The sequence below is a fragment of the Actinomycetota bacterium genome, from assembly GCA_040905475.1.
GTDB lineage: Bacteria > Actinomycetota > AC-67 > AC-67 > AC-67 > DATFGK01.
In genome coordinates this window covers 1-22,758 of the sequence record JBBDRM010000119.1, presented here as the reverse complement: position 1 = coordinate 22,758, position 22,758 = coordinate 1, and the positions used below count along the sequence as shown (strand labels likewise).

General features: G+C 66.1%; 23 protein-coding genes and 1 tRNA gene. 2 read left to right on the top strand and 22 right to left on the bottom strand.

All coding sequences use genetic code 11. The annotated features are described in order from the left end of the window. Positions 1-2: 2 nt before the first annotated feature. Positions 3-84: transfer RNA gene (locus WEB06_14425), tRNA-Tyr, on the bottom strand. A 41-nt stretch (positions 85-125) separates the two neighbouring features. Between WEB06_14425 and WEB06_14420 the strand changes: the two genes are divergently transcribed. Further along, complete coding sequence (locus WEB06_14420; GenBank protein MEX2556808.1) at positions 126-620, top strand: YajQ family cyclic di-GMP-binding protein; 495 nt, start codon at positions 126-128, stop codon at positions 618-620. On the opposite strand, the gene WEB06_14415 is transcribed toward WEB06_14420, so the two are convergent. Next, positions 617-1,468 carry a hypothetical protein gene (locus tag WEB06_14415; protein MEX2556807.1) on the bottom strand — a complete coding sequence of 284 codons (852 nt, stop codon included), beginning with the start codon at positions 1,466-1,468 and terminating at the stop codon, positions 617-619. The genes WEB06_14420 and WEB06_14415 overlap by 4 nt on opposite strands. Before the next feature lie 54 nt (positions 1,469-1,522). Between WEB06_14415 and WEB06_14410 the strand changes: the two genes are divergently transcribed. Beyond that, positions 1,523-2,146, top strand: coding sequence for a DNA-3-methyladenine glycosylase 2 family protein (locus WEB06_14410; protein ID MEX2556806.1), 624 nt, complete (start codon positions 1,523-1,525; stop codon positions 2,144-2,146). On the opposite strand, the gene WEB06_14405 is transcribed toward WEB06_14410, so the two are convergent. From WEB06_14405 to WEB06_14310, 20 genes are all read right to left on the bottom strand, one after another. Continuing rightward, positions 2,143-3,012 carry a M23 family metallopeptidase gene (locus WEB06_14405; protein ID MEX2556805.1) on the bottom strand — a complete coding sequence of 290 codons (870 nt, stop codon included), beginning with the start codon at positions 3,010-3,012 and terminating at the stop codon, positions 2,143-2,145. The genes WEB06_14410 and WEB06_14405 overlap by 4 nt on opposite strands. A gap of 499 nt (positions 3,013-3,511) precedes the next feature. After that, positions 3,512-4,360 (bottom strand): zinc metalloprotease HtpX, encoded by an 849-nt coding sequence (locus WEB06_14400; protein MEX2556804.1) that lies wholly within the window; start codon positions 4,358-4,360, stop codon positions 3,512-3,514. Positions 4,361-4,522: 162 nt separating this feature from the next. Next, positions 4,523-5,977, bottom strand: coding sequence for an NADH-quinone oxidoreductase subunit N (locus WEB06_14395; GenBank protein ID MEX2556803.1), 1,455 nt, complete (start codon positions 5,975-5,977; stop codon positions 4,523-4,525). Between the two features lies 1 nt (position 5,978). After that, positions 5,979-7,511, bottom strand: a complete 1,533-nt coding sequence (locus tag WEB06_14390; protein MEX2556802.1) for an NADH-quinone oxidoreductase subunit M — start codon at positions 7,509-7,511, stop codon at positions 5,979-5,981. Positions 7,512-7,523: 12 nt separating this feature from the next. Then, positions 7,524-9,557, bottom strand: coding sequence for an NADH-quinone oxidoreductase subunit L (gene nuoL, locus WEB06_14385; GenBank protein ID MEX2556801.1), 2,034 nt, complete (start codon positions 9,555-9,557; stop codon positions 7,524-7,526). Continuing rightward, positions 9,554-9,859: an NADH-quinone oxidoreductase subunit NuoK gene (gene nuoK, locus WEB06_14380; protein MEX2556800.1), complete on the bottom strand. Its 306-nt coding sequence runs from the start codon at positions 9,857-9,859 to the stop codon at positions 9,554-9,556. Before nuoK (WEB06_14380) ends, nuoL (WEB06_14385) begins: the two co-directional genes overlap by 4 nt. A 26-nt stretch (positions 9,860-9,885) precedes the next feature. Then, on the bottom strand, positions 9,886-10,374 hold the full coding sequence (locus WEB06_14375; GenBank protein ID MEX2556799.1) for an NADH-quinone oxidoreductase subunit J: 489 nt from the start codon (positions 10,372-10,374) through the stop codon (positions 9,886-9,888). Then, positions 10,371-11,111, bottom strand: a complete 741-nt coding sequence (locus WEB06_14370) for a 4Fe-4S binding protein (protein MEX2556798.1) — start codon at positions 11,109-11,111, stop codon at positions 10,371-10,373. Before WEB06_14370 ends, WEB06_14375 begins: the two co-directional genes overlap by 4 nt. A gap of 133 nt (positions 11,112-11,244) precedes the next feature. Further along, on the bottom strand, positions 11,245-12,231 hold the full coding sequence (gene nuoH, locus WEB06_14365) for an NADH-quinone oxidoreductase subunit NuoH (protein ID MEX2556797.1): 987 nt from the start codon (positions 12,229-12,231) through the stop codon (positions 11,245-11,247). A 10-nt stretch (positions 12,232-12,241) separates the two neighbouring features. Then, on the bottom strand, positions 12,242-13,369 hold the full coding sequence (locus WEB06_14360; protein MEX2556796.1) for an NADH-quinone oxidoreductase subunit D: 1,128 nt from the start codon (positions 13,367-13,369) through the stop codon (positions 12,242-12,244). A gap of 53 nt (positions 13,370-13,422) precedes the next feature. Beyond that, positions 13,423-14,124, bottom strand: coding sequence for an NADH-quinone oxidoreductase subunit C (locus tag WEB06_14355; protein ID MEX2556795.1), 702 nt, complete (start codon positions 14,122-14,124; stop codon positions 13,423-13,425). Further along, on the bottom strand, positions 14,121-14,660 hold the full coding sequence (locus WEB06_14350; GenBank protein ID MEX2556794.1) for an NADH-quinone oxidoreductase subunit B family protein: 540 nt from the start codon (positions 14,658-14,660) through the stop codon (positions 14,121-14,123). The genes WEB06_14355 and WEB06_14350 overlap by 4 nt, the downstream gene beginning before the upstream one ends. A gap of 10 nt (positions 14,661-14,670) precedes the next feature. Beyond that, on the bottom strand, positions 14,671-15,042 hold the full coding sequence (locus WEB06_14345) for an NADH-quinone oxidoreductase subunit A (GenBank protein ID MEX2556793.1): 372 nt from the start codon (positions 15,040-15,042) through the stop codon (positions 14,671-14,673). A 161-nt stretch (positions 15,043-15,203) separates the two neighbouring features. After that, positions 15,204-16,172: a polyprenyl synthetase family protein gene (locus WEB06_14340; GenBank protein ID MEX2556792.1), complete on the bottom strand. Its 969-nt coding sequence runs from the start codon at positions 16,170-16,172 to the stop codon at positions 15,204-15,206. A 53-nt stretch (positions 16,173-16,225) separates the two neighbouring features. Continuing rightward, positions 16,226-16,852 carry a carbonic anhydrase gene (locus WEB06_14335; protein ID MEX2556791.1) on the bottom strand — a complete coding sequence of 209 codons (627 nt, stop codon included), beginning with the start codon at positions 16,850-16,852 and terminating at the stop codon, positions 16,226-16,228. A 25-nt stretch (positions 16,853-16,877) separates the two neighbouring features. Beyond that, positions 16,878-18,320 carry an NADH-quinone oxidoreductase subunit NuoN gene (gene nuoN, locus WEB06_14330; GenBank protein MEX2556790.1) on the bottom strand — a complete coding sequence of 481 codons (1,443 nt, stop codon included), beginning with the start codon at positions 18,318-18,320 and terminating at the stop codon, positions 16,878-16,880. A 2-nt stretch (positions 18,321-18,322) separates the two neighbouring features. Further along, positions 18,323-19,843 carry an NADH-quinone oxidoreductase subunit M gene (locus WEB06_14325; protein ID MEX2556789.1) on the bottom strand — a complete coding sequence of 507 codons (1,521 nt, stop codon included), beginning with the start codon at positions 19,841-19,843 and terminating at the stop codon, positions 18,323-18,325. Then, positions 19,843-21,843 (bottom strand): NADH-quinone oxidoreductase subunit L, encoded by a 2,001-nt coding sequence (gene nuoL, locus WEB06_14320; GenBank protein ID MEX2556788.1) that lies wholly within the window; start codon positions 21,841-21,843, stop codon positions 19,843-19,845. The genes WEB06_14325 and nuoL (WEB06_14320) overlap by 1 nt, the downstream gene beginning before the upstream one ends. Before the next feature lie 6 nt (positions 21,844-21,849). Continuing rightward, positions 21,850-22,149 carry an NADH-quinone oxidoreductase subunit NuoK gene (gene nuoK / locus WEB06_14315; GenBank protein ID MEX2556787.1) on the bottom strand — a complete coding sequence of 100 codons (300 nt, stop codon included), beginning with the start codon at positions 22,147-22,149 and terminating at the stop codon, positions 21,850-21,852. Further along, positions 22,149-22,758, bottom strand: a 610-nt coding sequence (locus tag WEB06_14310) for an NADH-quinone oxidoreductase subunit J (GenBank protein MEX2556786.1), incomplete at its 5' end; no start/stop codon positions are given. The genes WEB06_14310 and nuoK (WEB06_14315), both read right to left, overlap by 1 nt.

The following is a 22,758-nucleotide window of genomic DNA, read 5'->3' as shown; positions in this document are numbered from 1 at the left end:
CGTGGTGGGGGGAGGGTTCGAACCTCCGAAGGCTGAGCCACCTGATTTACAGTCAGGCCCCTTTGGCCGCTTGGGTACCCCACCCCGTGCCGGGGTAGTGTACCGGGCCGGCAGGAGGTGTTGAGGTGGCAAAAGACTCTTCGTTCGATGTGGTTTCAAAGGTCGACCGGCAGGAGGTCGACAATGCGCTGAACCAGACGCGCAAGGAGCTCCAGAACCGTTTCGACTTCAAGGGGACGGGCGCGGAGGTCGAGTGGACCGGCGACCTGCAGCTCGAGGTGCGCGCCGGTACCGACCATCGCGTTACCGCCGCGGTCGAGGTGCTGAAGGAGAAGTGCGTCAAGCGCCAGGTGCCTTTGAAGGCGCTTCAGATCGGCCCACTCAAGGAGACCGGCGGTGGGGGTTTCAAGCAGGTCATCGACATCAACCAGGGGATCTCGTCCGAGAAGTCGCGTGAGATGGTGAAGGTCTTGAAAGCCAGCGGCATCAAGGTTCAAGCCGCGATCCAGGAAGACCACCTGCGGGTCTCGGGCAAGAGCAAGGACGTGTTGCAGAGCGCGATCCAGCTGCTCAAAGAGAAAGACTTCGACATCCCGCTTCAGTTCACGAACTACCGTTAAAGACGCTCCGCGATCGCGGCGGCCATCCGTTCGGCCGAGCCCGGCGCCTTCGAGAAGAACAGCACGGGCTCGATAACCTCGAGCTCCATCAGGCGGGCGACGCCGTCGTCCATCACCGCGTCGACGCGCGCGTACACCAGCGGTGACTCGGGGATAAGCGAGAGGACCTTCTCGGCGAGCGCCAGCTCGTCGGGGTCGGGATCGATCGGTGGCGTTCGGTCGAGCGAGAACGTCCGGCCGGCGAGCATCTGATCCTTGCGGATCGCGTGAGAGAAGCGGCCGTCGATGTGGATCATCGCCCGTTCGCCGGAGGTCTCGGTGGCTGTAACGAACGGCTGGATCATGACGTCGCGATCGGCGAGAAGAAGGTCGAGATGCGACTGCCCGCGCTTGGGATCGGCGGCGTGGACGCGCAGCGCGCCGCGCGCCCCGTTGTCCACTGCGGGCTTGAGCACGACGTCGCGCCACGACCGCTCGGCGAGCAATCCGGCGAGATCGGCGCGGGAGCCGGCGTCGATCCACGCGGTAGGTACGATCGGAACGCCGGCGGCCTCGAGCTCTCGCAGGTAAGACTTGTGGGAGTTCCAGCGGAGCACGCGGGCCGGATTGTGCAACGGCGTCGTCGCCTCGACGCGCTCGGCCCAGGCGCAGAACGCGAGGCGGTCGCGGATGTAGTCGAACGCTGAGCGGATCACGACGAGCCGGGCCGCTACCCAGTCGACCGTCGGATCGCTCCACACCCCAGGGAGAACGGAAACGCCGCGGTCGGCGAGCGCGTCGACGAGCAGGAGCTCGTCTTCCCAGAGATCTGGATGCTCGGCGCCGGTTGCGAGCAGCACGTCGGGCATCCGCGCATTTCATCACGACGCCGCGCTCTCCGCCGCGGATATCATCCTCGCGTCGTGCCGCGAGTCAGCCACACCGCAGCGAGCCGCGAGCTCGCCGCCAGCGACCATGTGATGCGGGAGCTGGTCGATCGGTTCGGGTCGTGCAAGATCGGGCGGAGCACGCAAGGTCACTTCGAGGCGCTCGCGGAGTCGATCGTGTACCAGCAGCTTGCCGGGGCGGCCGCGGCCGCGATCTGGGGCCGTTTCCGGGGACTGTTCGATGGAGAGTTCTCCCCGAGGGCTGTGCTCGCCAAGCGCGAGGCGACGCTCCGCGGCGCCGGCCTATCCCCCAACAAGGCGGCGTCGATCCGCGACCTCGCTGCGAAGATCCTCGACGGCACGGTACCGGTGGACAACCTAACGCGGCTTCGAGACGAGGCGATCATCGACCGGCTCGTCGTCGTTCGAGGTATCGGCCGGTGGACCGCGGAGATGTTCCTCATGTTTCAGCTGCGCCGGATCGACGTGTGGCCGGTGGACGATTACGGCGTGCGCAAAGGCTACGCCCGCGCCTACAAGCTGACCGAGCTTCCCAAGCCGAAGGAGCTGAGTGTCCTGGGTGAGCGGTTCCGACCGTATCGCTCGGTGGCTGCCTGGTACTGCTGGCGGGCGGTCGAGGCGCCCGACGGCCGGGTCTAGCGTCCGAAGGAAGCCAGCGAAGGGCCGGGTTCTGTCGTAGTCGCGCGGGTCGACCAGAGTGGGTTCTGCCACGCGGAGCTGATCATCGCGAGCACCTCCGCGTTGTCGAGGGCGCCGGTTCCGAGCGTCGTCGGCCCGCTCCCCCACGCCAGCTTCTCGAACGCGACGTCGAGACCGAGCGCCGTGCCGGCCGGGTCGACCGCCACCTGCCACAGCGCCGGGACCGGCGCCGCCGGCTGGCGCATCAGGTCGAACACCGCCTGCCACCGGGCTCCGCCGAGCTGATTCAGCGCGTTGTACTCGACGAGGCGCTGATACGCGTTGATGGCGTTCGACTCGGCCTGGAGGAGCCACGAGTCGAGCACCGGCTTCGGGGACACGGGCGGGCCGCCTCGGGGGTGTATCTCGAAATGCAGGTGCGGATAGGTTCCCTTCGCGACCCCGGTGTCGCCGACGAACCCCATGACATCCCCGAGCCGTACTCGCTTCCCGGCGACGACCCCCGGCGCGTACCCGGAAAGATGACCGTAGTAGTAGGTGATCCCGTCGTCGCCCGTGAGCCAGATCGAGATGCCGCCGATGGAGCCATTCGCGATCTTCTCGATCACGCCGTCGACGGTCGCGACCACCGGCGTCCCCGACACCGCGAAAAGATCGACCCCCTCGTGAAGATGGAAGTAGGGCGTGTACCGCGGCGCGCCGTAGTCGTCGTGGTACCAGACGTACCCGACCACCGGGAAGCGACCGAATCCGCGCACGAGCTGCTGCTGGGTCACCGGGACCCCGGCGGGCTGGAGCCGCGCGATCAGATCCAGAAGACGTTGGGTGTTGCGGGCCGTATTGGCGATATCGAGCACATAGTTCACGGCGCTCCGCAGCGCCGGCGCCGGCCCGGAGCCGTTCGGTTGCGACGAGCTCGGTTGGGACGGGCTGGAGGAAGGCTTCGGTTTCGGTTTGGGCTTGGGCGAGGATGACGGCGACGGGCTCGGTGAGGGGGTCGGGGTTTCGTGCTTGCACAACAACCCGACGAGGCAGTGATCCGCCTGAGCCGGCGGGGGAAGGAGCAGGGCGAAGCTCGCGGCCAGGCCGACCGCTGTGATCCCCATCCGACGACCGATCAGCTGAACCTCCTGGAGCTCGCGTTGCTCCCCGGCGCGAGGGTGGCGTTTTCGACGCTTCGAGCGGGGATTCCTCCCCGATAGGGCAACGAGTCGCCGACGGGAAAAGGTATGGCGGAACCCGCGAAGCCCCTCCGCCAACGTCGCGCTCGCGGAGAACCGGGCAAAGCGAAACTTGAATATCCTCGGGCGGGAACCGAGCGACCCCGGCCTGTCGGCCGGGGTCGCGTTGGGTTCGTCCGTTTCGTTACACGTGTGCGCCGAGCCGCCGCAGCTGCTCGATACGCTCCTCCAGCGGCGGGTGGCTCATGAAGAGCTTCGACACCTTCGCGCCGCGAAGTGGGTTCTGGAGGAAGACGTGCGAGACGGCCGGGCTTATCTGCGGAACCGGCGCATTCCTGGCCGCCGCGTCGATCTTGATGAGCGCCTTGGCGAGCGGCGTGGGGTCGCCCAGCAGCTCTGCCCCGGACCGGTCGGCTTGCGACTCGCGAGAGCGCGAGATCGCCATCTGGATCAGCGCGGCCGCGATGGGCGAGAGGATGAAGAAGAGCAGCATGCCGAGAGCGCCGAAGGGCCCGGAGTCCTCGTCGTCCCGGCCTCCGAAGAAGAACATCATGTACCCGAGGTAGCTGATCGCCGCGCCGATGGTCGCCGCGACCGAACCGATCAGGATGTCGCGGTTCTTGACATGGGCAAGCTCGTGGGCGAGCACACCTTCAAGCTCGCGCTCGTCTAGCACGTTGAGGATCCCCTCGGTAACTGCGACCGCCGCGTGCTCCGGGTTGCGTCCCGTCGCGAACGCGTTCGGCTGCGCCGCCGGCATCACGTAGAGCTTCGGCATGGACATCCCGGCACGCTGGGTGAGGTTCCGCACGATCGTGTAGAGCCAAGGGGCTTCCTGTTCGGACACCGGCCGCGAGCGAGTCATCTTGATCACGAGCTTGTCGGACAGCCAGTACGAGCCCAGGTTCATGACGGCCGCCAGGCCCAGCGCGATCGTCAAACCCTGCCTCCCGCCGAGCATGTTCCCGACGAAGAGGAACAACCCGCTGAGCGCGGCGAGATACACGAACGTCTTCATGACGTTCTTGTTCACTCCAGACCCTCCTCTGGACCCGGCCACCCTGGCTTCGGGGTCCCTGGAGCTCCCAGCGTCTTGAGACGCCGACCTCTCCGCTACCTATGGTACCTGCGCTGCTGAGCGCCGGCTGAGAGAACGTTCGTTCAGCTCTCGACGGGTGGTGCCGCTACCGGTGATTCAGCCGGCGACGAGCGTCGACCTCGGCGAGAAGTGGTTGAAGAAGTCGGGGTAGATGCCCACGGCGATGACGACGATAAGGGCGATGGCTATCGCGACGGCCACGGGATAAGGGACGCCGAGCGGGGAGGAGTCCTCCGCCGGGCGCAGGTACATACGAGAGCCGACGGATAGGTAGTAGTAGAGCCCGATCACACTGTTGACGACCATGACGGCCGCGAGCCAGGCGGAGCCGGCGTCGATCGCCGACGAGAAGACGAAGAACTTGGCCCACATGCCGGCGAGCGGGGGGATGCCCGCGAGCGAAAGAAGGAAGAAGAGCATCGCGGCGGCGAGACCCGGCTCACGTTGGGCGAGGCCGTCGTAGTCGGAGATCAGGTTCGACGGCTGCTTGCGCGCGACCGCGATCACGACGGCGAACGCGCCGATGTTCATGAAGGAGTAGATCAGGATGTAGGTGAGCGAGGCGGCGAAGGCCTCGCGGAGAACCTGAGGCGACGCACCCTCCACGACGGCGAAGGGCAGCAGCATGTAGCCGGCCTGCGCGATCGACGAGTAGGCGAGAAGCCGGACGATGTTCGTCTGCGTCAACGCGACGACGTTCCCGATCGTCATCGTGAGCACCGCAAGGACGGCGAAGCCGGGCGCCCAGGCCGAGGTCTGGTGGACGAAGCCGACGAACATGAGGCTCAACATCCCGGCGAATCCTGCGGCCTTCGAGGCCACCGAGAGGAACGCGGCGACCGGGATCGGCGAGCCCTCGTACGTATCGGGCGCCCAGAAGTGGAACGGCACCGCCGAGACCTTGAAGCCGAACCCCGCCAGGATCAGCAGGATGCTCGCGAACACGAGCGGGTCGTCCCCACGGCTCTGAAGCGCGGTCGCGATATCGATCAGGTTCGTCGCGCGCGTGACCCCGTAGATCAAGGACATGCCGAACAGCATGATCGCGGTGGAGAGCACGCCGAACAGGAAGAACTTGATCGCCGCCTCGTTCGAGCGCGCATCTCGTTTCTTGAAGCCGGCGACCAAGAACCCGGGGGCGCTGACGAGCTCGAGCGCGACGAAGAGCATGATGAGGTCGCGCGCGGACGCCATCAGGAGCATGCCGAGGAAGCTCGACAGAAGGAGGAAGTAGAACTCGCCCTGAGCGTTGCGCGTGTTCGTGTCGAGGTAGTCGGCCGAGATGAGGATAACGATGACGGCGACGGCGAGGAACAGGAACTTGAACAGCAGCGCGTAGCCGTCGATCACGAACATCCCCGCGAACGTCGTGCGCCGCTCCCCTACCAGCGTGGCGACCGCGATCAGCGATCCGAGCACCCCGGCGAGCGCCACGAGCGCGTTCCATTTCTTCTTCTCGTCCGGCAGGAACAGGTCGACGCAGAGGACGAGCAGCAGCGCGCCCGTGAGGATGATCTCCGGGAGCGCGGCGTGCAGGTCGATGGGGCTCATGTCAGGAGAACAGTGCGGTCAGTCCAGAGACGGCGCTGTTGGTCATCTCCAGAACGGCGCGCGGGTAGATGCCCAGCGCGAGGATCCCGACGAGCAGCGGCGACCACGCGGCGAGCTCGACGGGCCGGACATCGGGGAGCTTCTCACCGAGATGCTGCTCCGAGGCCTTCCCGAGGTTGAGCCGCTGGATCAACCAAAGCATGTATCCGGCCGTCAGGATCGTGCCGACGCCTCCGAGCACCATGTAGGTACGGAACAGTCCGGTGTTCAGCCCGGGCGCCGGGTTGAACGCCGCGAGGAGCGCCAGCACCTCACCCCAGAAACCGGCAAGGCCGGGCAGGCCCAGCGACGCGATCGCGGCGAAGGCCAGGATGCCGCCGAGGTACGGCATCACCTGCATCATGCCGGGCCCGATCATGTCGATCTGGCGTGTGTGGAACCGTTCGTAGATCGATCCGGCGAGGAAGAACAGCATGCCGGTGATCACGCCGTGCGCCACCATGCCGAAGATGGCTGCGTTGATCCCCGTGTCGGTCAGGGTCGAGATGCCGAGCATGATGAAGCCCATGTGGCCGACCGACGAGAAAGCGATCAGCCGTTTGATGTCCTTCTGGGCGAGGCAGCATAAGGCGCCGTACAGGATCGCAACGACCGACAGCGCGCCGATGTACGGCGCCCAGTCGCGGGCGGCCTCGGGCAGAAGCGGCAGCGCGATACGGATGAAGCCGTAGGTGCCCATCTTCAGCAAGATGCCGGCAAGGAGCACGCTGCCGACCGTCGGGGCATCGCCGTGCGCGTCCGGGAGCCAGGTGTGGAACGGCCACATCGGCACCTTGATCGCGAAGCCGAGGAACAGCCCGGCGAAAACGAGGTTGATGAAGGCCTTGCTGCCGAACGTCTGACCCTGTAACGCGATCATGTCGAAGGTGTGCGCTCCGGTGACGGGGTGCTTGGAGCGGAAGTACATGGCCAGGAAGCCGAGCAGCATGAACACGCTGCCGAAGAGTGTGTACAGGAAGAACTTGATCGCCGAGTACTCCTTGCGCTCGGAGCCCCAGATCGCGATCAGGAAGTACATCGGGACGAGCACGAGCTCCCAGAAGACGAAGAACAGCACGAGATCGAGTGCGACGAACGTGCCGGCCATGCCGGTCGCGAGGAGCAGGATCAGGGCGAAGAAGCCTTTCGGCCGGTGGGGCTCCGGCATGATCTTCGTCGAGTAGACGACACACAGGAACACCAGGAGCGTGGACAGGATCAGAAGGGGGAGGCTGATCCCGTCGATCGCCATGTGGTAGCGGGCGCCGATCGTCTCGATCCACGATTTGTCGGCCGAGAACTGGAAGACGCGCGTGTTGTCGAAATCGAAGCGCGCCAGCACGATGATGCTGACGACGAGCGATCCTCCGCTCGCGACCAGCGCGACGGCGCGGACGGCAGCCTCTTGCGCTTTCGGGACGACCGTGATCGCCAGCGCCCCCACGAGCGGCAGGAACACCACCAGCGAGAGTGCCCAGGTATCGAACGTTTCCATCCGCGCCCCCTGCTATCCGAACCGAGTGAAAAGGAATGCGAAGATCGCCACACCGCCGAACAGATACGCCGCGTACCGCTGCATGTCGCCGCCTTGCAGGTACTTGAGCAATCCTCCGCTGCGACGGGCTCCGATGCCGGCGCCGTTGACGGCGCCGTCGATCACCTTCTGGTCGACGTACTTGTACAGCCCTTGCGCGGTCGTCTTGGCCCCGGCGGCCGCGCCGTTCACCACGCCGTCGAGCACCTTCTGGTTGACCCAGTACATCGCCCGAGAGACGTAGTCGCGGATCGGTCGCACGATCGCGACCCAGTAGAAATCGTCGAGGTAGTACTTGCGCTGGAGCAACCGATAGAAGAAACCCATCCGTTCGAGCGGCTCGCGCGCAGGAGCCGGCATGTACATGCGCCGACCGAGCGCGATCCCTCCGACGGCGACGGCGACGGACACAAGGATCAGGATGAAGTCGGCGCTCGGGACGTGGGTCTCGCCTCCGACGCCGACCCACGCGCCGAAGCCCGACTGCCAGCCCGGCACGCCGGCGAACCCGGCGACGACCGAGAGCACGGCGAGGATGACGAGCGGGCTCGTCATCGCCGGCGGGGACTCGTGAGGGTGGCCTTTCCCTCGGTACGAGCCCTCGAACGTGAGATGGATGGCGCGCGACATGTAGAAGGCGGTCAGGAACGCCGTCAGGACGCCGACCCCGTACACGATCAAGGCCACGAATTGGGTCCCGTGCGCCTCCACGGCGCCGGTTCCGAAGCGATAGGCCTCGGTGAGGATCTCATCCTTCGACCAGAAACCGGCAAGCGGAGGGATCCCGGCGAGCGCGAGCGAGCCGATCACGAACGTCTTGTAGGTCGTCGGCATCACACGTTTGAGGCCGCCCATCTCGCTCATGTTGTTCGAGTGCACGGCGTGGATCAGGCTTCCGGCACCGAGGAACAGCAGCGCCTTGAAGAACGCATGCGTGTAGAGGTGGAAGATGGCGGCGTTCCCGGCGCCGATGCCCAGCGCGGCCATCATGTACGCGAGCTGGCTGATCGTGGAGTACGCCAGGACGCGCTTGATGTCGTCCTGCACCATGGCTAAGAGCGCGGCCATCAGCATCGTGAAAGCGCCGATCAGCGCGACCTCGTTGAGCGCCTCCGGCGACGCTTCGAAGACGGGGAACAGCCGGGCGACGAGGAACACACCGGCCGTCACCATCGTGGCGGCGTGGATCAGCGCGCTCACCGGCGTCGGGCCCGCCATGGCGTCGGGGAGCCACACGTGTAACGGGAACTGCGCACTCTTCCCGATCGCCCCGCCGAAGAGCAGGATCGCGGCGGCGGTGAGCGTCAAGTGCGAGAGATCTCCTTCCTCGACCAGGTGGGTGATCTCGGTGATGTTGAACGTCTTCGCTGCGGCGAACAGCACGAAGATGCCGATCAAGAAGGGGATGTCGCCGGTCTTGGTCGTCACGAAGGCTTTGATGGCGGCACTCGAGTTCTCCTTCTCTTCCCACCAGTGCCCGATGAGGAGGTAGGAGCAGATCCCGACGAGCTCCCAGCCGATCAAGAGCTGGATGAGGTTGTTCGCGATGACCAGGTTGAGCATCGAGCCGGTGAACAGGTTCAGCGCCGCGTAGTACCAGGTGTAGCGCTTGTCTCCGTGCATGTACGCGGTCGAGTAGATCTGCACCATGAGCGCGACGAGCGTGACGACGACGAACATCACCGCGACGAGGCCGTCGATCTTCATCCCAAGGCCGAGACCGAGATCCGCGCCGAAGGGGAACCAGTCCACTTCGCGCTCGACAACGGGGCCGCCACCGCCGACGTAATCGCCGATGAGGACGAACAGCGAAAGGGCGAGCGAGCCTCCCACCGCGAGGATGCCAATCTCGGTTCCCTTCCTCGGCATGCGCTTGCCGAACGCCAGGATGAGGAAGAAAGCCACGAGCGGAAGGACCGGGATCAACCACGCGTGCTCCGTGGCCCAGTTGCCTGAGGTCGCCAGGACCTCCTCGGCGTGCTCCTGTACGACGGCGAGCGCGGTCACCATTTCAGGAGGTCCACCTCGTCGAGGTTCACCGTTTCGCGGTTCCGGTAGATCATCAGCACGATGGCGAGCCCGATCCCGACCTCAGCGGCTGCGACCGCGATCACGAACAGCGCGAAGATCTGCCCGACGGCGAGCTGATCCTGGAAGAAGGAGCCGAACGCGATCAGGTTGATGTTGACGGCGTTGAGCATCAGCTCGATCGACATCAGAACCAGCACCGCGTTGCGGCGAGCAAGGACGCCGTAGATCCCGATCGAGAAAAGGAGAGCACCGAGAGTCAGCACCCACGCGAGGTTCACGTTCTGTTGTCCTCCCTCACTGTCCGCTATTCCTTGCGTGCCAGCACGATCGCGCCGACGAGGGCCGCGAGCAGCAGCACCGATATCGCCTCGAACGGCAGCACGAACCGATCGAACATCGACCGGCCGATCTCCTCGGTCCTCACGGCCTGTTTCAGCGGGATCGTGTCGTCCCCGAACGCGTCCCAGATCAGCCAGGTCAGCACGCCGAACGTTCCGGCGGCAACGAGGAACGCTATGCCCCTGCTCTGGTTGTCGAGGGTCGCGCTTCCGATCGGCGCCTTCGTCAGCATGATCCCGAACAGCAGCAGGACGACGATCGCGCCGACGTAGATGAGGACCTGGGTCCAACCGACGAACTCGGCGCCGAGGAGCAGGAACAGCGCCGCAACCGCACCGAGCGTCGCGACGAGGTAGAGCGCCGCGTGGACGACGTTGCGGCTCGAGACGACGAGCGCGCCGGCCACGCCGGCGATCGCGACGATGATCGTGAAGATGACCTCGTGCCCGCTCACGCGCCGCCCTTCCGCCGCTTGACGACGAACGCTCGCTTGGCCAGCGCCCGCGCGACCCGCTCCGGCTTCCCCGCCGCGAGCTCGCGCTGATACGTCTCGTCATCGATCTCCACCGGTCCGTGATCCTCCTCAACCGCCGGCGCCGCAGGAGCTCCGGCGGGCGCTGCGGCCGGTGCTTCAGCGGTTGCAGCCGCGGGCTCAGCAGTCGGTGCGGAAGGCGCAGCCGGCGGTGCGGGCGCGGAGGTAGCGGTCGACGGCGCCGTCGCGACCGCCGCGACGCCGGCGGGCTCGTACGCCTTCATGGGCGCTTCGCGCTCAGGCTCGGGCTCGGCTCCCACTTCCAGCTCGGGAGGAACCTTGACGTAATCCATCCAACCGCCGAGCACTTCCATCTCGTGGGTGAGCCCCTCGATGTCGAGCTCCGAGTACTCGAAGTGAGGGCTCCAGAACAGCGCGTCGAACGGGCACACCTCGACGCAGATCCCGCAGTACATGCAGAGCGCGAAGTCGATCGCGAAGCGGTCGAGCACGTTGCGGGTTCGAGCGCGCGCGCCCGGCGTCTTGGGCGGGACGACATCCTTGTGTGACTCGATGTAGATGCACCAGTCGGGGCACTCGCGCGAACAGAGCATGCAGACCGTGCAGTTCTCTTCCTTGAACGCGATCACCCCACGGGTGCGCGGCGGCAGGTCCGGCACAACGTGCGGGTACTGCTGGGTGACCGATCGCCTGGTCATCGTGCGCAGCGTGACGGAGAGCCCCTTCGCGAGCCCGTACGCCGGCCCGATGATCTTCTTTGTGGCGATCTTCTTCTCGACCGCGCGGAGCCGCTCGAGCGCCTCCTCCTTCGTCTTCGGCATGGGCATGGCTTTAGAACACCACCTTGAAGACGCCGGTGAGGAGGATGTTCGCGAGCGCGAACGGGATCAGGTACTTCCACGCCATCTTCTGGAGCTGGTCCTCGCGCAAACGCGGGTACGTCGCTCGCAGCCAGATGACGAGGAAGGACACTGCGCCGATCTTCGCCAGTGTCCACAGCGGAGTCGGGATACCGGGGATCAGCAGCCCCTTCCAGCCGCCGAGATACATCACGGTCGCGAGACCGGACAGCGCGACGATGCCCGCGTACTCGGCCAGGAGGAACATCCCGAACTTGATGCCCGAGTACTCGGTCATGTGTCCGAAGATGATCTCCGAGTCGGCGATCGGCATGTCGAACGGCGGACGAGAGAGTTCCGCGAGGCTTGCGGTGACGAAGATCCCGAATCCAACGAACTGCGGGAGCACGTACCAATAGGCGTCCTGTGCCTCGACGATGCCGACGAGCGAGAGCGTCCCGGCCTGCATCGCGACCGCCGCGGCCGCGAGGACGAGCGGGAGCTCGTACGCGATCAGCTGGGCGGCGCCTCGGATCGCGCCGATCAGCGAGAACTTGTTCGCGCTCGCCCATCCGGCCATCAGCATGCCGATCACGCCGATCGCCGAGATCGCGAGCGCGAAGAACAGCCCGAGGTCCATGTTCTCGACCCACCAGCCGTTGGGCCCGAACGGGATCACGGCGAAGATCATGACGACCGGCACGACGACCATGATCGGGGCGAGGGTGAACACCCATTTATCGACCGCGGCCGGGCGGATGTCCTCCTTCTGGATGAACTTCACGCCGTCGGCGATGAGCTGAGCCCAGCCGTGGAACCGGCCGGCTTCCATCGGCCCGAGGCGAGCCTGCATGTGTGCGAGGATCTTGTGCTCCGCGTAGCCGATCACGAGTGGCGCCGTGAGGAAGAAGATCAGGACGGCGCCGATCTTCAGCCCGAAGACGACCCAGACGCTGTCGAAGTACCGCTCGAAGATCATCGCGTCGCGCTCACCGGTCGACGTCTCCGACCACGAAGAACACGCTCCCGAGCACCGCGATGAGATCCGGGACGAGGATGCCGGGAAGAAGGTACGGGATCATGCTGACGTTGGAGAACGAGGGCGTTCGCATCTTCATGCGCCACGGGTACTTGTCGCCGCGCGAGACAAGGTAGTAGCCGCACTCGCCCAGCGAGTTCTCCGTCCGCAGGTAGTAATTCCCCTCCGGTGCCTTGATCGTCTTCGGCATCTTGCCGGGGATGATCGGCCCGGCGGGGATCATGTCGTTGACCTGCTCGATGATCCGGAGCGACTGCTGGATCCGGCCGTACAGGACGTTGAACCGGTCGAACGAGTCGCCGTTCTCGCCGACCGGAACATCGAACTCAACCTGGTCGTAGAAGAGGTAAGGCTCGGTCTTGCGTGAGTCCTCGGCGACGCCCGAGGCTTGGAGGATCGGACCGGTGACGCCGTAGTCCTTCGCGACCTCACCGGGCAGCGATCCTACGCCGACCGTTCGCTTCTTGAAGATCTCGTTGCCGAGCAGGAGGCCCTCGTAGTCGTAGAGGCGGTTGCGCACCTTCTTCACCAGGCGGCGCGAGTGGTCGAGGGCGCCCTTGGGCAGGTCCTCTTTGAGCCCACCGACGCGGCAGGAGGTGAAGTGCAGACGGCCGCCGGTCACCGATTCCATGAGCGCCTGGATGTCCTCGCGCTCGCGGAACGCGTAGAACATCGGCGTCATCGCGCCGAGCTCGAGGCCGTAGGAGCCGAGGAACATCAGGTGGTTCAGCACCCGGTTCCACTCGGTGAGGAGCATGCGGATCCACGTGGCGCGCGGAGGCACTTCGAGGCCCATCATCTTCTCGACGATCAGCGCGACGCCGAGCTCGTTGCCGTAGGCCGAAAGCCAGTCGTGCCGGTTCACGAGCGCGATGATCTGCCGGTAGTCGCGCGCCTCCGCGAGCTTCTCGAAAGCCCGGTGCATGTATCCGATGACCGGTTCCGCGTCGGTGATGCGCTCGCCGTCGAGCGTGATGACCACCCGGAGCACGCCGTGCGTCGAGGGGTGCTGCGGGCCGATGTTGAGGATCATCTCCTCGGTCGCGAGCTCGCCCTCGCCGGCAACGATCAGCTCCATGCCTTCGCCGGGGCCGCCGGGGAACATCGCGGAGCGCTCCTCGGTCATCGCCATCACGCATCGCCCCGGTCGCTCGGGGACGCTGCGGGATCGTCTTCGGTTGGGGCGGCGGGAGCGGCAGACGGCTCCTCCGCAGCGGCCGGCGCAGCGGGCCCGCCTTCTGCCGGGGACGGAGCGGCCGCGACGGCTGCGGCGGCGTGTCCCCGTGCCGGCGAAGCGCCGACACTCGTCGGGACGCGGCCGGGGCGCGGACTCGACCCGGGTGGGCCGGGCTCTTCGCGACCCTCCCATTCCTTTGCCTCGCGGGTCATCAGCAGGAAGTCCTTGCGCATGGGATACCCCTCGAAGGCTTCGGGAAGCAGCAGCTTCACCAGGTGTGGGTGGCCTTCGAAGATGACCCCATACAGTTCGGCGGTCTCCCGCTCGTGCCAGTCGGCTCCCCGCCAGACGCCCGACAGGGTCGGGACCCTCGCGTCCTCACGCGGCACCCTGATCTTCATGTTGATCTTGTGCTGGCGGCGAACGGAGTAGAGGTGAGCGACGATCTCGATCTCGTTGTCGTCGGGCCAGTCCACGCCACAGATGAACGTGATCATGTCGAAGCGGCAGCGCCCGCAGCCCTTGAGGTGGCGAGCGAACTCTTGCCACTTCGCCGCCGGCACCCAGACCGAAAGCTGCCCGAACTGAAGCTCGTGCCGCTCGACGGCGGACGCGTCGACCTCCTGGAGGTGGGCGACGAGCTCTTCGGGCGTCATCGGTTCGAGAGATCCACCGGGCCGAAGTTGCCTCCGACGACGATCGGCTCGCGATCGGCGCGCTCGAACCGCTCCTTGAGCGATTCCTTCCCGATCTCCTGCTGGAGGCGGAGGATCCCCTCGAGCAGTGCCTCGGGCCGCGGCGGGCAGCCCGGCACGTACACGTCCACGGGGACGATCTGATCGACGCCCTTGGTTACCGAATAGGAATCCCAGTAAGGGCCGCCGCAGTTCGAGCACGACCCGAAGCTGATCACGTACTTGGGCTCGGGGATCTGCTCGTACACGCGCTTGAGGGCCGGCGCCATCTTGTCGGTGAGCGTGCCGGCGACGACGAGAAGGTCGGCTTGGCGCGGCCCGTGAGCGACCGGGATGACGCCGAGGCGGATGAAGTCGTGCCGTGAGGTCGACGCGGCGATGAGCTCGATGGCGCAGCACGCGAGGCCGAAGTTCATGACCCACAGCGAATACTTGCGCCCCCAGTTGAGGACGAACTTGATCGGCTGAGGAACTTCGACCTTGTCGATCAGGCCCATGGGCTACCTGCTAGATCCACTCCAGCACCTTCTTCTTCCAAGCGTAGAGAAGCCCGATGGCGAGGATGCCGATGAAGATCACCATCTCGACGAGCACCTGCCCCGGGTTCGGGAAGTCCTCGAACACGACGGCCCAGGGGAAGAGGAAAACGCTCTCCACATCGAAGATGACGAACAGGAACGCGAAGATGTAGTAGCGGATCTGGGTTTGGCTCCAGCCCTGTCCCACCGGGTCGATGCCGCATTCGTAGGTGGTGAGCTTCTCGGGGCGGTCCTTGCGAGGCCGCACCAAGCGGTTGAGGAAGAACACGCCGCTGACGAGGATGGCCCCCGCGATGGCGACCGCCCCAACGGTCCCGTACTGCCAGAAGTAGTCCGTCACTCCCGCCCCCTACGGTCCCGACAAATAGGGCTTCGTTCTCCGCCCCGATCACAGCGTTTGGGCTGCTCTCGGGCCATGTGAGCGCTCGTGAAAACCATCACGAGCGTGACGCGCGGCATTCTAACCCAGGCGGTGATGCGCCCCAAAAGCGGAGCGCGCCCTCACCCGGTTCGCCCCGTCAAGAAGTCGGCGAGCCGTTCCAGAGCGATCCGCCCGGGCCCGTCCGGAACCGCGGCGAGCGCCTCCTTCGCGCGACGCGCCCAGTCACCCACCGCTTCCAGCGCCAGTTCGATCGAGCCGTTGGTCCGAAGCAGCTCGAGCGCGACATCGACGTCCCCACCGGACAGCGCTGCCCGCAGTTCATCCGCGCCCGGCACCCGACCCGCGAGCGTCTCGAGGACCGGCAGGGTCCAGACGCCCTCGCGGATATCGGTGCCGGGGGTCTTCCCCGACTCCTCCTCCCGGCCGGCGATGTCCAGCACGTCGTCGGAGAGCTGGAAGGCCACCCCGACGGCGCGGCCGAACTCGGTAACCGCTTCGACCTGCGCCTCCGGAACGCCGGCGAGCCAGGCGCCGAGGCGGCAGGACGTGGCCAGGAGCGCGGCCGTCTTGCGCTCGACGACGGCGAGGTAGCGCTCGACCGTCTGACGGTCGGTGCCTGCGTGGTTGGTCTCCATGATCTGGCCTTCGCACAAAAGGCCGATCGTGTCGGCGAGGACCTGGCTGACGTACGTGCCCAGCTCCGCGGCGAGGCTGGACGAGCGCGCGAAGAGATAGTCGCCGGTCAGGATCGCGACGGAGTTGTCGAAGCGCACGTTGGCGCTGGGAGCTCCCCGGCGCAGGAGCGCTTCGTCGATGACGTCGTCGTGGTACAGCGTCGCGAGATGGGTCAGCTCGATCGCGGCCGCGCACGGGATGAGCCGCGGATCCTTCGGGTCGCCGAGGTGGCCGGACAGCAGCACCAGCATCGGACGGAACCGCTTCCCCCCGGCCTCGAGCAGATGCGAAGCGGCCTCACGCACGAAGGGATCGCTGGAGTCGACGGCTTCTCGGAGCGTCTCCTCGACGAGGTCCAGATCGGCTCGGACGTCGACGTCGACGACGGCGGTCGGATCGTTGCCTTCCGGCATGGCCGAACCCTATCGGAGCAGGGGCGCCGCCATCTCGACGGCGGCCTTCGTCATCAGCCCACCCCCGGCTCGCCGTCGAAGAAGTCCACGAGGCCGGTCTCGAGCGAATACTCGGCACCCACGATCATCAGCCCATCGTTTCGGATCAGGTGCTCGAGGACTTCCGATCCGTGTCGCAGCTGATCCGCTGAGGCGCAGATGTTCGACCGAACGGCCTGCCGGATAAGAGCATCAGGGTCGTGACTGAGCTCCGTAGCCAACGCTTCCACGGACGGCCGAACGCGGTCCAGGATCGAACGAAGGTGCGGCGACTGGGTACCAGACGGCAGTTGAAGCTCTTCCAGGGTTGCCATAACGGCGCCGCACTGGGAATGCCCCAGAACTACGACCAGCCGCGTGCCGAACCGCGCTGCGGCGAACTCGACACTACCGACTTGAGAAGAAGCGACGATATTGCCGGCAACGCGGATCACAAACAGGTCGCCGAGGCCTTGATCGAAGACGATCTCGGCCGGCACCCGCGAGTCGGAACATCCGAGGATGACGGCGAACGGCTCCTGACCACTCGCCAATTCGTTTCGGCGCGTTTGACTCGCGAGCCCCTCACGGCTCTCAAGGTCCGATACGAAGCGCAGGTTCCCCTCTCGCAGACGCTCGCATGCCTCTCGCGCTGAGATCATCGACGGACCGTTCCCTTTCGGCTGGCTATCCCGTGAAGATCCCGGCGTTGCGCGCGAGCTGGATCAAGCCTTGCGGCCAAACGCCGACGGCGACGGTGACCGCAGCCGCGACGGCCAATCCGAACGTCAGCGCCGTGGACTGCCCGAGGCCGGCGTCCCCCGGCGCCGGTTCTTGGAGCCACATCGCAACGATCACCTTGAGGTAGAAGAAGGCGGCGATCGCGCTCGTGAGCACCCCCACGACGACGAGCCCGGTCTCCCCGGCCTCGACCGCCGCGGAGAACACGAAGAACTTGCCCATGAAGCCGGCGGTTGGCGGGATGCCGGCGAGCGACAGCAAGAACAAGGTCATGAGCCCGGCGAAGAGCGGGTGACGCTGGCCGAGGCCGGTCCATTCGTTGAGGTGCAGCCGCTCGCGGCCTCCCGGCGCGCTCGCGATGATCGTGGCGAACGCGCCGAGGGTCATGAAGGCGTACACCAGCAGATAGAACAGGGCTCCGGCCGTGCCGTCCCGGTTCGCGGCGATCACTCCGATCAGCACGTAGCCCGCGTGCGCGATCGACGAGTACGCGAGCAAGCGTTTCAGATCGGTCTGCGTGATCGCCACCACGGCGCCGACCGTCATCGTCAGGACCGCGACGATCCAGAGAACCGGCCGCCAGTCCCACTGCAACGGCCCGAGCCCGACCTGGAAGACCCGAAGCAACGCGATGAAGCCGGCCGCCTTGGTTCCGGCGGCCATATAGCCGGTAACCGAGGTGGGCGCGCCCTGATAGACGTCGGGCGTCCACATGTGGAACGGCACCGCGGCGACCTTGAAGCCGAAGCCGACCGCGAGCAGCCCCATCGCGAAGAACATCAGACGCGGGTTCACGGCTGCGGCGACCTGCGAGATCGCGGAGATGTTCGTGGTGTTCGTCGCCCCGTAGATCAACGCGATCCCGTAAAGCAAGAACGCGGACGAGAACGCGCCCAGCAAGAAGTACTTCAGTGCGCTCTCCTGGGACGCGTCGTCCCGTCGGGCGAACCCCGCCAGAACGTACAGGCAAAGGGAGAGGAGCTCGAGCGCGAGGAAGACCAGCAGGAGGTCGTTGGCGGCGGCGAGCAGCGTCATGCCGGCGGTGCAGAACAGGATGAGCGGGTAGTACTCGCCGCGGTGGATCCGGCGATGCGACAGGTAGTGGTACGAGATCACGACCGTCATCGCGCAGGTGGCGAGCAGGATCAGCTTGCCGAACAGCGCGACACCGTCGACGGCGAGCGTGCCCTGCATCACGACATCGCGCGTGTCCTTGAGGTCGAAGGTGAACCACGAGGCCAGCCCGACGCTCGCGAGCGTGAGGAAGGCGAGGATCGCGCGCCGCACGCGCGGCCGGAAGGCGTCGATCAGCAGCGTCAGGACGCCGCCGCCCACGAGCGCCAGCTCGGGAGCGATTGCGCGCCAGGCGATCTCGGGCGTTTCGAACATGGTCAGCCGCCCGTCCCCGGCGAGGCGTCTTGCAGCGACGCGACGGGCTCCTGCTGGACAACACGCGCGCGGACGCGTTCGAGCGAGGGTTCCATGCGCTCGAGGAACGGCTTGGGCCACAAGCCCATCAAGATGATCAGACCGACGAGCGGCACGAGCGCCACGGCCTCGCGCAGCGTCACGTCGGGGATGAGGCGGTTCTCCTCGATCGTGATCGGTCCGTGGAACACGCGCTGGTACGCCCAGAGAAGGTAGACCGCAGCGAAGATCACGCCGGTGGCCGCGATCACAGCCCAAACGCGGTTCCTGGCGAAAGCCCCAAGGATCACCAGAAACTCCCCCACGAAGCCGTTCAGCCCGGGCAGTCCCAACGACGACAGCGCGACGATCAGAAACAGGCCGGCGTAGACCGGGGCTGCGGTAGCCAGCCCGCCGAAGTCCGAGATCTCTCGCGTGTGACGCCGCTCGTAGAGCATACCGACGAGCAGGAAGAGCGCGCCCGTCGACAGGCCGTGGGAGATCATCTGGAACGTCCCGCCGCTGAGCCCCTGGATCGTGAACACGAAGATGCCGAGCACCACGAACCCGAGGTGCGAGATCGAGGAGTACGCGATCAGGCGCTTGAGGTCCTTCTGCATCGCGCAGACGATCGCCCCATACACGATCCCGATCAGCGCCAGAGCGACGACCCACGGCACGGCGTCGCGCGCGGCGTCGGGGAACAGCGGCAGCGAGTACCGCAGGAACCCGAACCCGCCGAGCTTGAGCAGCACGCCGGCGAGGATGATCGAGCCCGCGGTCGGCGCCTCGGTATGCGCGTCGGGCAGCCAGGTGTGGAACGGGAACAGCGGGATCTTGATCGCGAACGCCGCGAAGAACGCGACGAACAGCCAATTCTGGATGCCGGTGGAGAACGCGACCTGCGACAGCTGCTCGTAGTCGAACGTGACATGGCCGAGCGCCGACCGGGCCTGGAACCCGACGACGAGGATCCCGGCGAGCATCACGAGGCCGCCGAAGAGCGTGTACAGGAAGAACTTCACGGCGGCGTAAACGCGACGCTCGTACCCCCAGTAGCCGATCAGGAAGTACATCGGGACGAGCATCCCTTCCCAGAACACGTAGAAGAGGAGCAGGTCCATCGACAGGAAGACGCCGAGGATCGCGGTCTCGAGGCCAAGCAGGAGCCCCATGAAGAGCTTCGGGTTGCGCGTCACGTTCCACGACGCGAGCACACAGATCGGGAACAGGAACGCGGTGAGGACGACAAGCCAGAGGCTGATGCCGTCGACGCCGACCTTGTAGCTCGCCCCGAACGCGCGAATCCACTGGTGCTGCTCGACGAGCTGGAAGCCGGCGTCCGACTTGTCGAATCGCGCGAGCACCGCGAGCGAGGTTCCGAAGCCGCCGACCGACACCGCGAGCGCCCACCACCGGATCGCGGTGTGGCGCGCGCTCGGAACGAACGCCAGCACGGCTGCGCCGGCGAGTGGGAGCCACAGCGTCCAGGAAAGGATGCCCATCAGCGGGTCCTCCCGACCAGGAGCCCGACGAGCACGACGGTTCCGGCGAGCACGCCGAGCGCGTACGTGCGAACGAAGCCGGTCTGGACCTTGCGCACCGTGCCGGAGAGCAGGGTCATTCCGCGCCCGACGTTGTTGACGACGCCGTCGATCCATCTCGCGTCGACGACGAAGGCGAGGGTCGCGGCGACGAGCCTGCCGACGCTGGTGAACAGGAACTCATAGAAGGAGTCGATGTAGAGGCGGTTCCGAGCCGCTCGCCACGCCAACCCGGCGCGCTGGCGGCGGCGCTGCCAGTCGAACGCGCCGAGGTACATGTACCCGGCCACGCCCACTCCGGTCAGCCCGGCAGTGGTCGCGATCGCCGATAGCGCGAGCGGCGAGAGCCCGGATCCTCTTTCCTCAGGGGCCGGGGGAAGCACGGCGCCGGGGAGAACCGCATGACCTTCCGCCACATGCTCCGTCTGGGTGCCCGATGCGAGATCGGTTCCGGCGGTGATCGCGAACGTTTCGGCCGTCGGCGCGAGGAACTGCTGGATCCTGCCGCCGTGGGGGCTCAGCCCCAGCAGTCCACCGACCAGCGCGAGGGCAGCGAGCACGCCGAGCGGGAACGCCATCACCGGCGGGGACTCGTGCGGGTGCTGGTGCGACTCGAGTCGGCTCTTCCCGAAGAATGTCAGGAAGATCAGCCGCGACATGTAGAAGCCGGTGCCGGCAGTCGCGACGAGCAGCAACACCCAGATCACGGTATGCCCGCTCGCGTACGCGCCCTCGAGGATCTGATCCTTCGAGAAGAAGCCGCTCGTGCCGGGGAACCCGATGATCGCGAGCCACCCCGCGATCATCACCGTCGCGGTGAACGGGATCTTGCGCGCCAGCCCGCCCATCTTCGTCATGTCGGTCTCGCCGGCGAGCGAGTGCATCACCGCACCGGCCCCGAGGAACAGCAGCGCCTTGAAGGACGCGTGGGTCACGAGGTGGAACACGCCCGCCGTGTAGGCGCCGACCCCGACACCGACGAACATGAAGCCGAGTTGGGAGATCGTCGAATATGCGAGGACTCGTTTTATGTCGTCCTGCACGAATGCGATGTACGCGGCCATCAAGGCAGTGGCTAACCCGATCCACGCGACCACATCCCCAACGGACGCCGAGGCCTCGAAGATCGCGTGCGATCGGGCGACCATGTACACGCCGGCGGTGACCATGGTCGCGGCGTGGATCAAGGCGCTGACCGGCGTCGGGCCCTCCATCGCGTCGGGGAGCCAGACGTGCAGCGGGATCTGCGCGCTCTTGCCGGCGGCGCCGGCCAGCAGCAGCAGCCCGATCGCCGTGGCGGTGGAGCTCCCGCCGCCCAATGAGCCGATCTGGGAGAAGACCGTGTCGTAGTCGAGGGAGCCGAACGAGACGAAGATAAGCACGATCCCGATCGCGAACCCGAGGTCGCCGACCCGGTTGGTGATGAACGCCTTCTTCGCGGCGCCGGACGCGGACGGACGCTCGAACCAGAACCCGATCAGCAGATAGGAGCAGAGCCCCACCAGCTCCCACCCGGCGTACAGGACCAGGAAGTTGTTCGCAAGCACCAGCAGGAGCATCGAGAAGGCGAACAGGTTCAGGTACGCGAAGTAGCGCGGGTACCGAGGATCGTCGTGCATGTATCCGATCGAGTAGAGGTGGATCAGCGCGCCGACGCCGGTGACGACGAGGATCATCACGAGCGACAGCGGGTCGATGCGGAGATCGAGCGATACCCCGAAGCTGCCGGAGACGATCCAGTCGTAGACCGGCTTGATGAAGGAACGTTCCCCGACGGGCCTGTGGGTCACCTGGACGAAGGTCACCAGTCCAGTGACGAACGAGGCCACCATCATCAGCGTGGCCAGGGGCCCGGCGGCCTTGCCGGCGCGCTTGCCGATGAGCAACAAGAACGTCGCCCCGGCGAGCGGGAACAGCGGGATGAGCCAGGCGACGTTGACCGCAGACGGGACGTCAGCCACGCGCGTTCACCATTTGAGGGTCTTGGCGTCGTCGACCGACGCGCTGGCCTTCCGGCGGAAAACAGACATGATGATCGCGAGCCCGACCACGACCTCAGCCGCCGCGACGATCATCACGAAGAACGCGAGCACCTGTCCGTCGAGGTTGCCGTTCATGCGCGCGAACGTGACCAGCGTGAGGTTGACCGCATTCAGCATGAGCTCGATCGACATGAAGATGATGATCGAGTTACGCCGAGTGAGAACCCCGACGACCCCGGTCGTGAAAAGCATGGCGGCGAGCGCCAGGTACTGCGCGGGCTGGATCAAGGCTCGTCCCAGACCTTCGCCGGCTCTCGCGCGGGATCACGTCCATCAGGCGTCGAGTCGCCGATCATGGAGGCGCGTTCTTCTTCCTCTCTGCGCCGCCCGAGAACCATCGCGCCAACCGCAGCGACGATGAGGAGCAGTGAGGCGACCTCGAAGGGGAACATGTATTTCGTGAACAGGACGCGGCCGACGGCCTCGACGTTGCCGCCCTGGTTCGCGGCCTCGAGCCCCTGGAACTGCACCCCGCCGACCGTGGTGTGCAGCGTCCAGACGGCGAGGCCGGCGAAAGCGAGCCCGAGCACGATCGCCAGCGGATACTGCAGCGGGATCTTCTCTTCGACGACGTCGTCCCGGTCGACGCCGAGCAGCATGATGACGAACAAGAACAGCACCATGATCGCCCCGGCGTAGACGATGACCTGCACCGCAGCCAGGAAATGCGCGTCCAGCAGCACGTAGAAGACCGACAGCGTGAAGAAGTTCAGAACGAGGAGCAGCGCGCTGTGGATGGGATTCCGCGCGCGGATCATCAGGATCGCGCTCCCGAGCGACAGGAACGCCATGACCCAGAAGACGTACTTCTCCATCGATCCCTTCCTCAGTGAT

What these genes read in the sequence shown, in the direction of transcription:
- WEB06_14415 (MEX2556807.1), bottom strand. Translation starts at nt 1,468, where the DNA reads ATGCCCGACGTGCTGCTCGCAACCGGCGCCGAGCATCCAGATCTCTGG.
- WEB06_14395 (MEX2556803.1), bottom strand. Translation starts at nt 5,977, where the DNA reads ATGAGCCCCATCGACCTGCACGCCGCGCTCCCGGAGATCATCCTCACG.
- WEB06_14390 (MEX2556802.1), bottom strand. Translation starts at nt 7,511, where the DNA reads ATGGAAACGTTCGATACCTGGGCACTCTCGCTGGTGGTGTTCCTGCCG.
- WEB06_14370 (MEX2556798.1), bottom strand. Translation starts at nt 11,111, where the DNA reads ATGACCAGGCGATCGGTCACCCAGCAGTACCCGCACGTTGTGCCGGAC.
- nuoH (MEX2556797.1), bottom strand. Translation starts at nt 12,231, where the DNA reads ATGATCTTCGAGCGGTACTTCGACAGCGTCTGGGTCGTCTTCGGGCTG.
- WEB06_14360 (MEX2556796.1), bottom strand. Translation starts at nt 13,369, where the DNA reads ATGGAGCTGATCGTTGCCGGCGAGGGCGAGCTCGCGACCGAGGAGATG.
- WEB06_14355 (MEX2556795.1), bottom strand. Translation starts at nt 14,124, where the DNA reads ATGACGCCCGAAGAGCTCGTCGCCCACCTCCAGGAGGTCGACGCGTCC.
- WEB06_14350 (MEX2556794.1), bottom strand. Translation starts at nt 14,660, where the DNA reads ATGGGCCTGATCGACAAGGTCGAAGTTCCTCAGCCGATCAAGTTCGTC.
- WEB06_14340 (MEX2556792.1), bottom strand. Translation starts at nt 16,172, where the DNA reads ATGCCGGAAGGCAACGATCCGACCGCCGTCGTCGACGTCGACGTCCGA.
- WEB06_14335 (MEX2556791.1), bottom strand. Translation starts at nt 16,852, where the DNA reads ATGATCTCAGCGCGAGAGGCATGCGAGCGTCTGCGAGAGGGGAACCTG.
- nuoN (MEX2556790.1), bottom strand. Translation starts at nt 18,320, where the DNA reads ATGTTCGAAACGCCCGAGATCGCCTGGCGCGCAATCGCTCCCGAGCTG.
- WEB06_14325 (MEX2556789.1), bottom strand. Translation starts at nt 19,843, where the DNA reads ATGGGCATCCTTTCCTGGACGCTGTGGCTCCCACTCGCCGGCGCAGCC.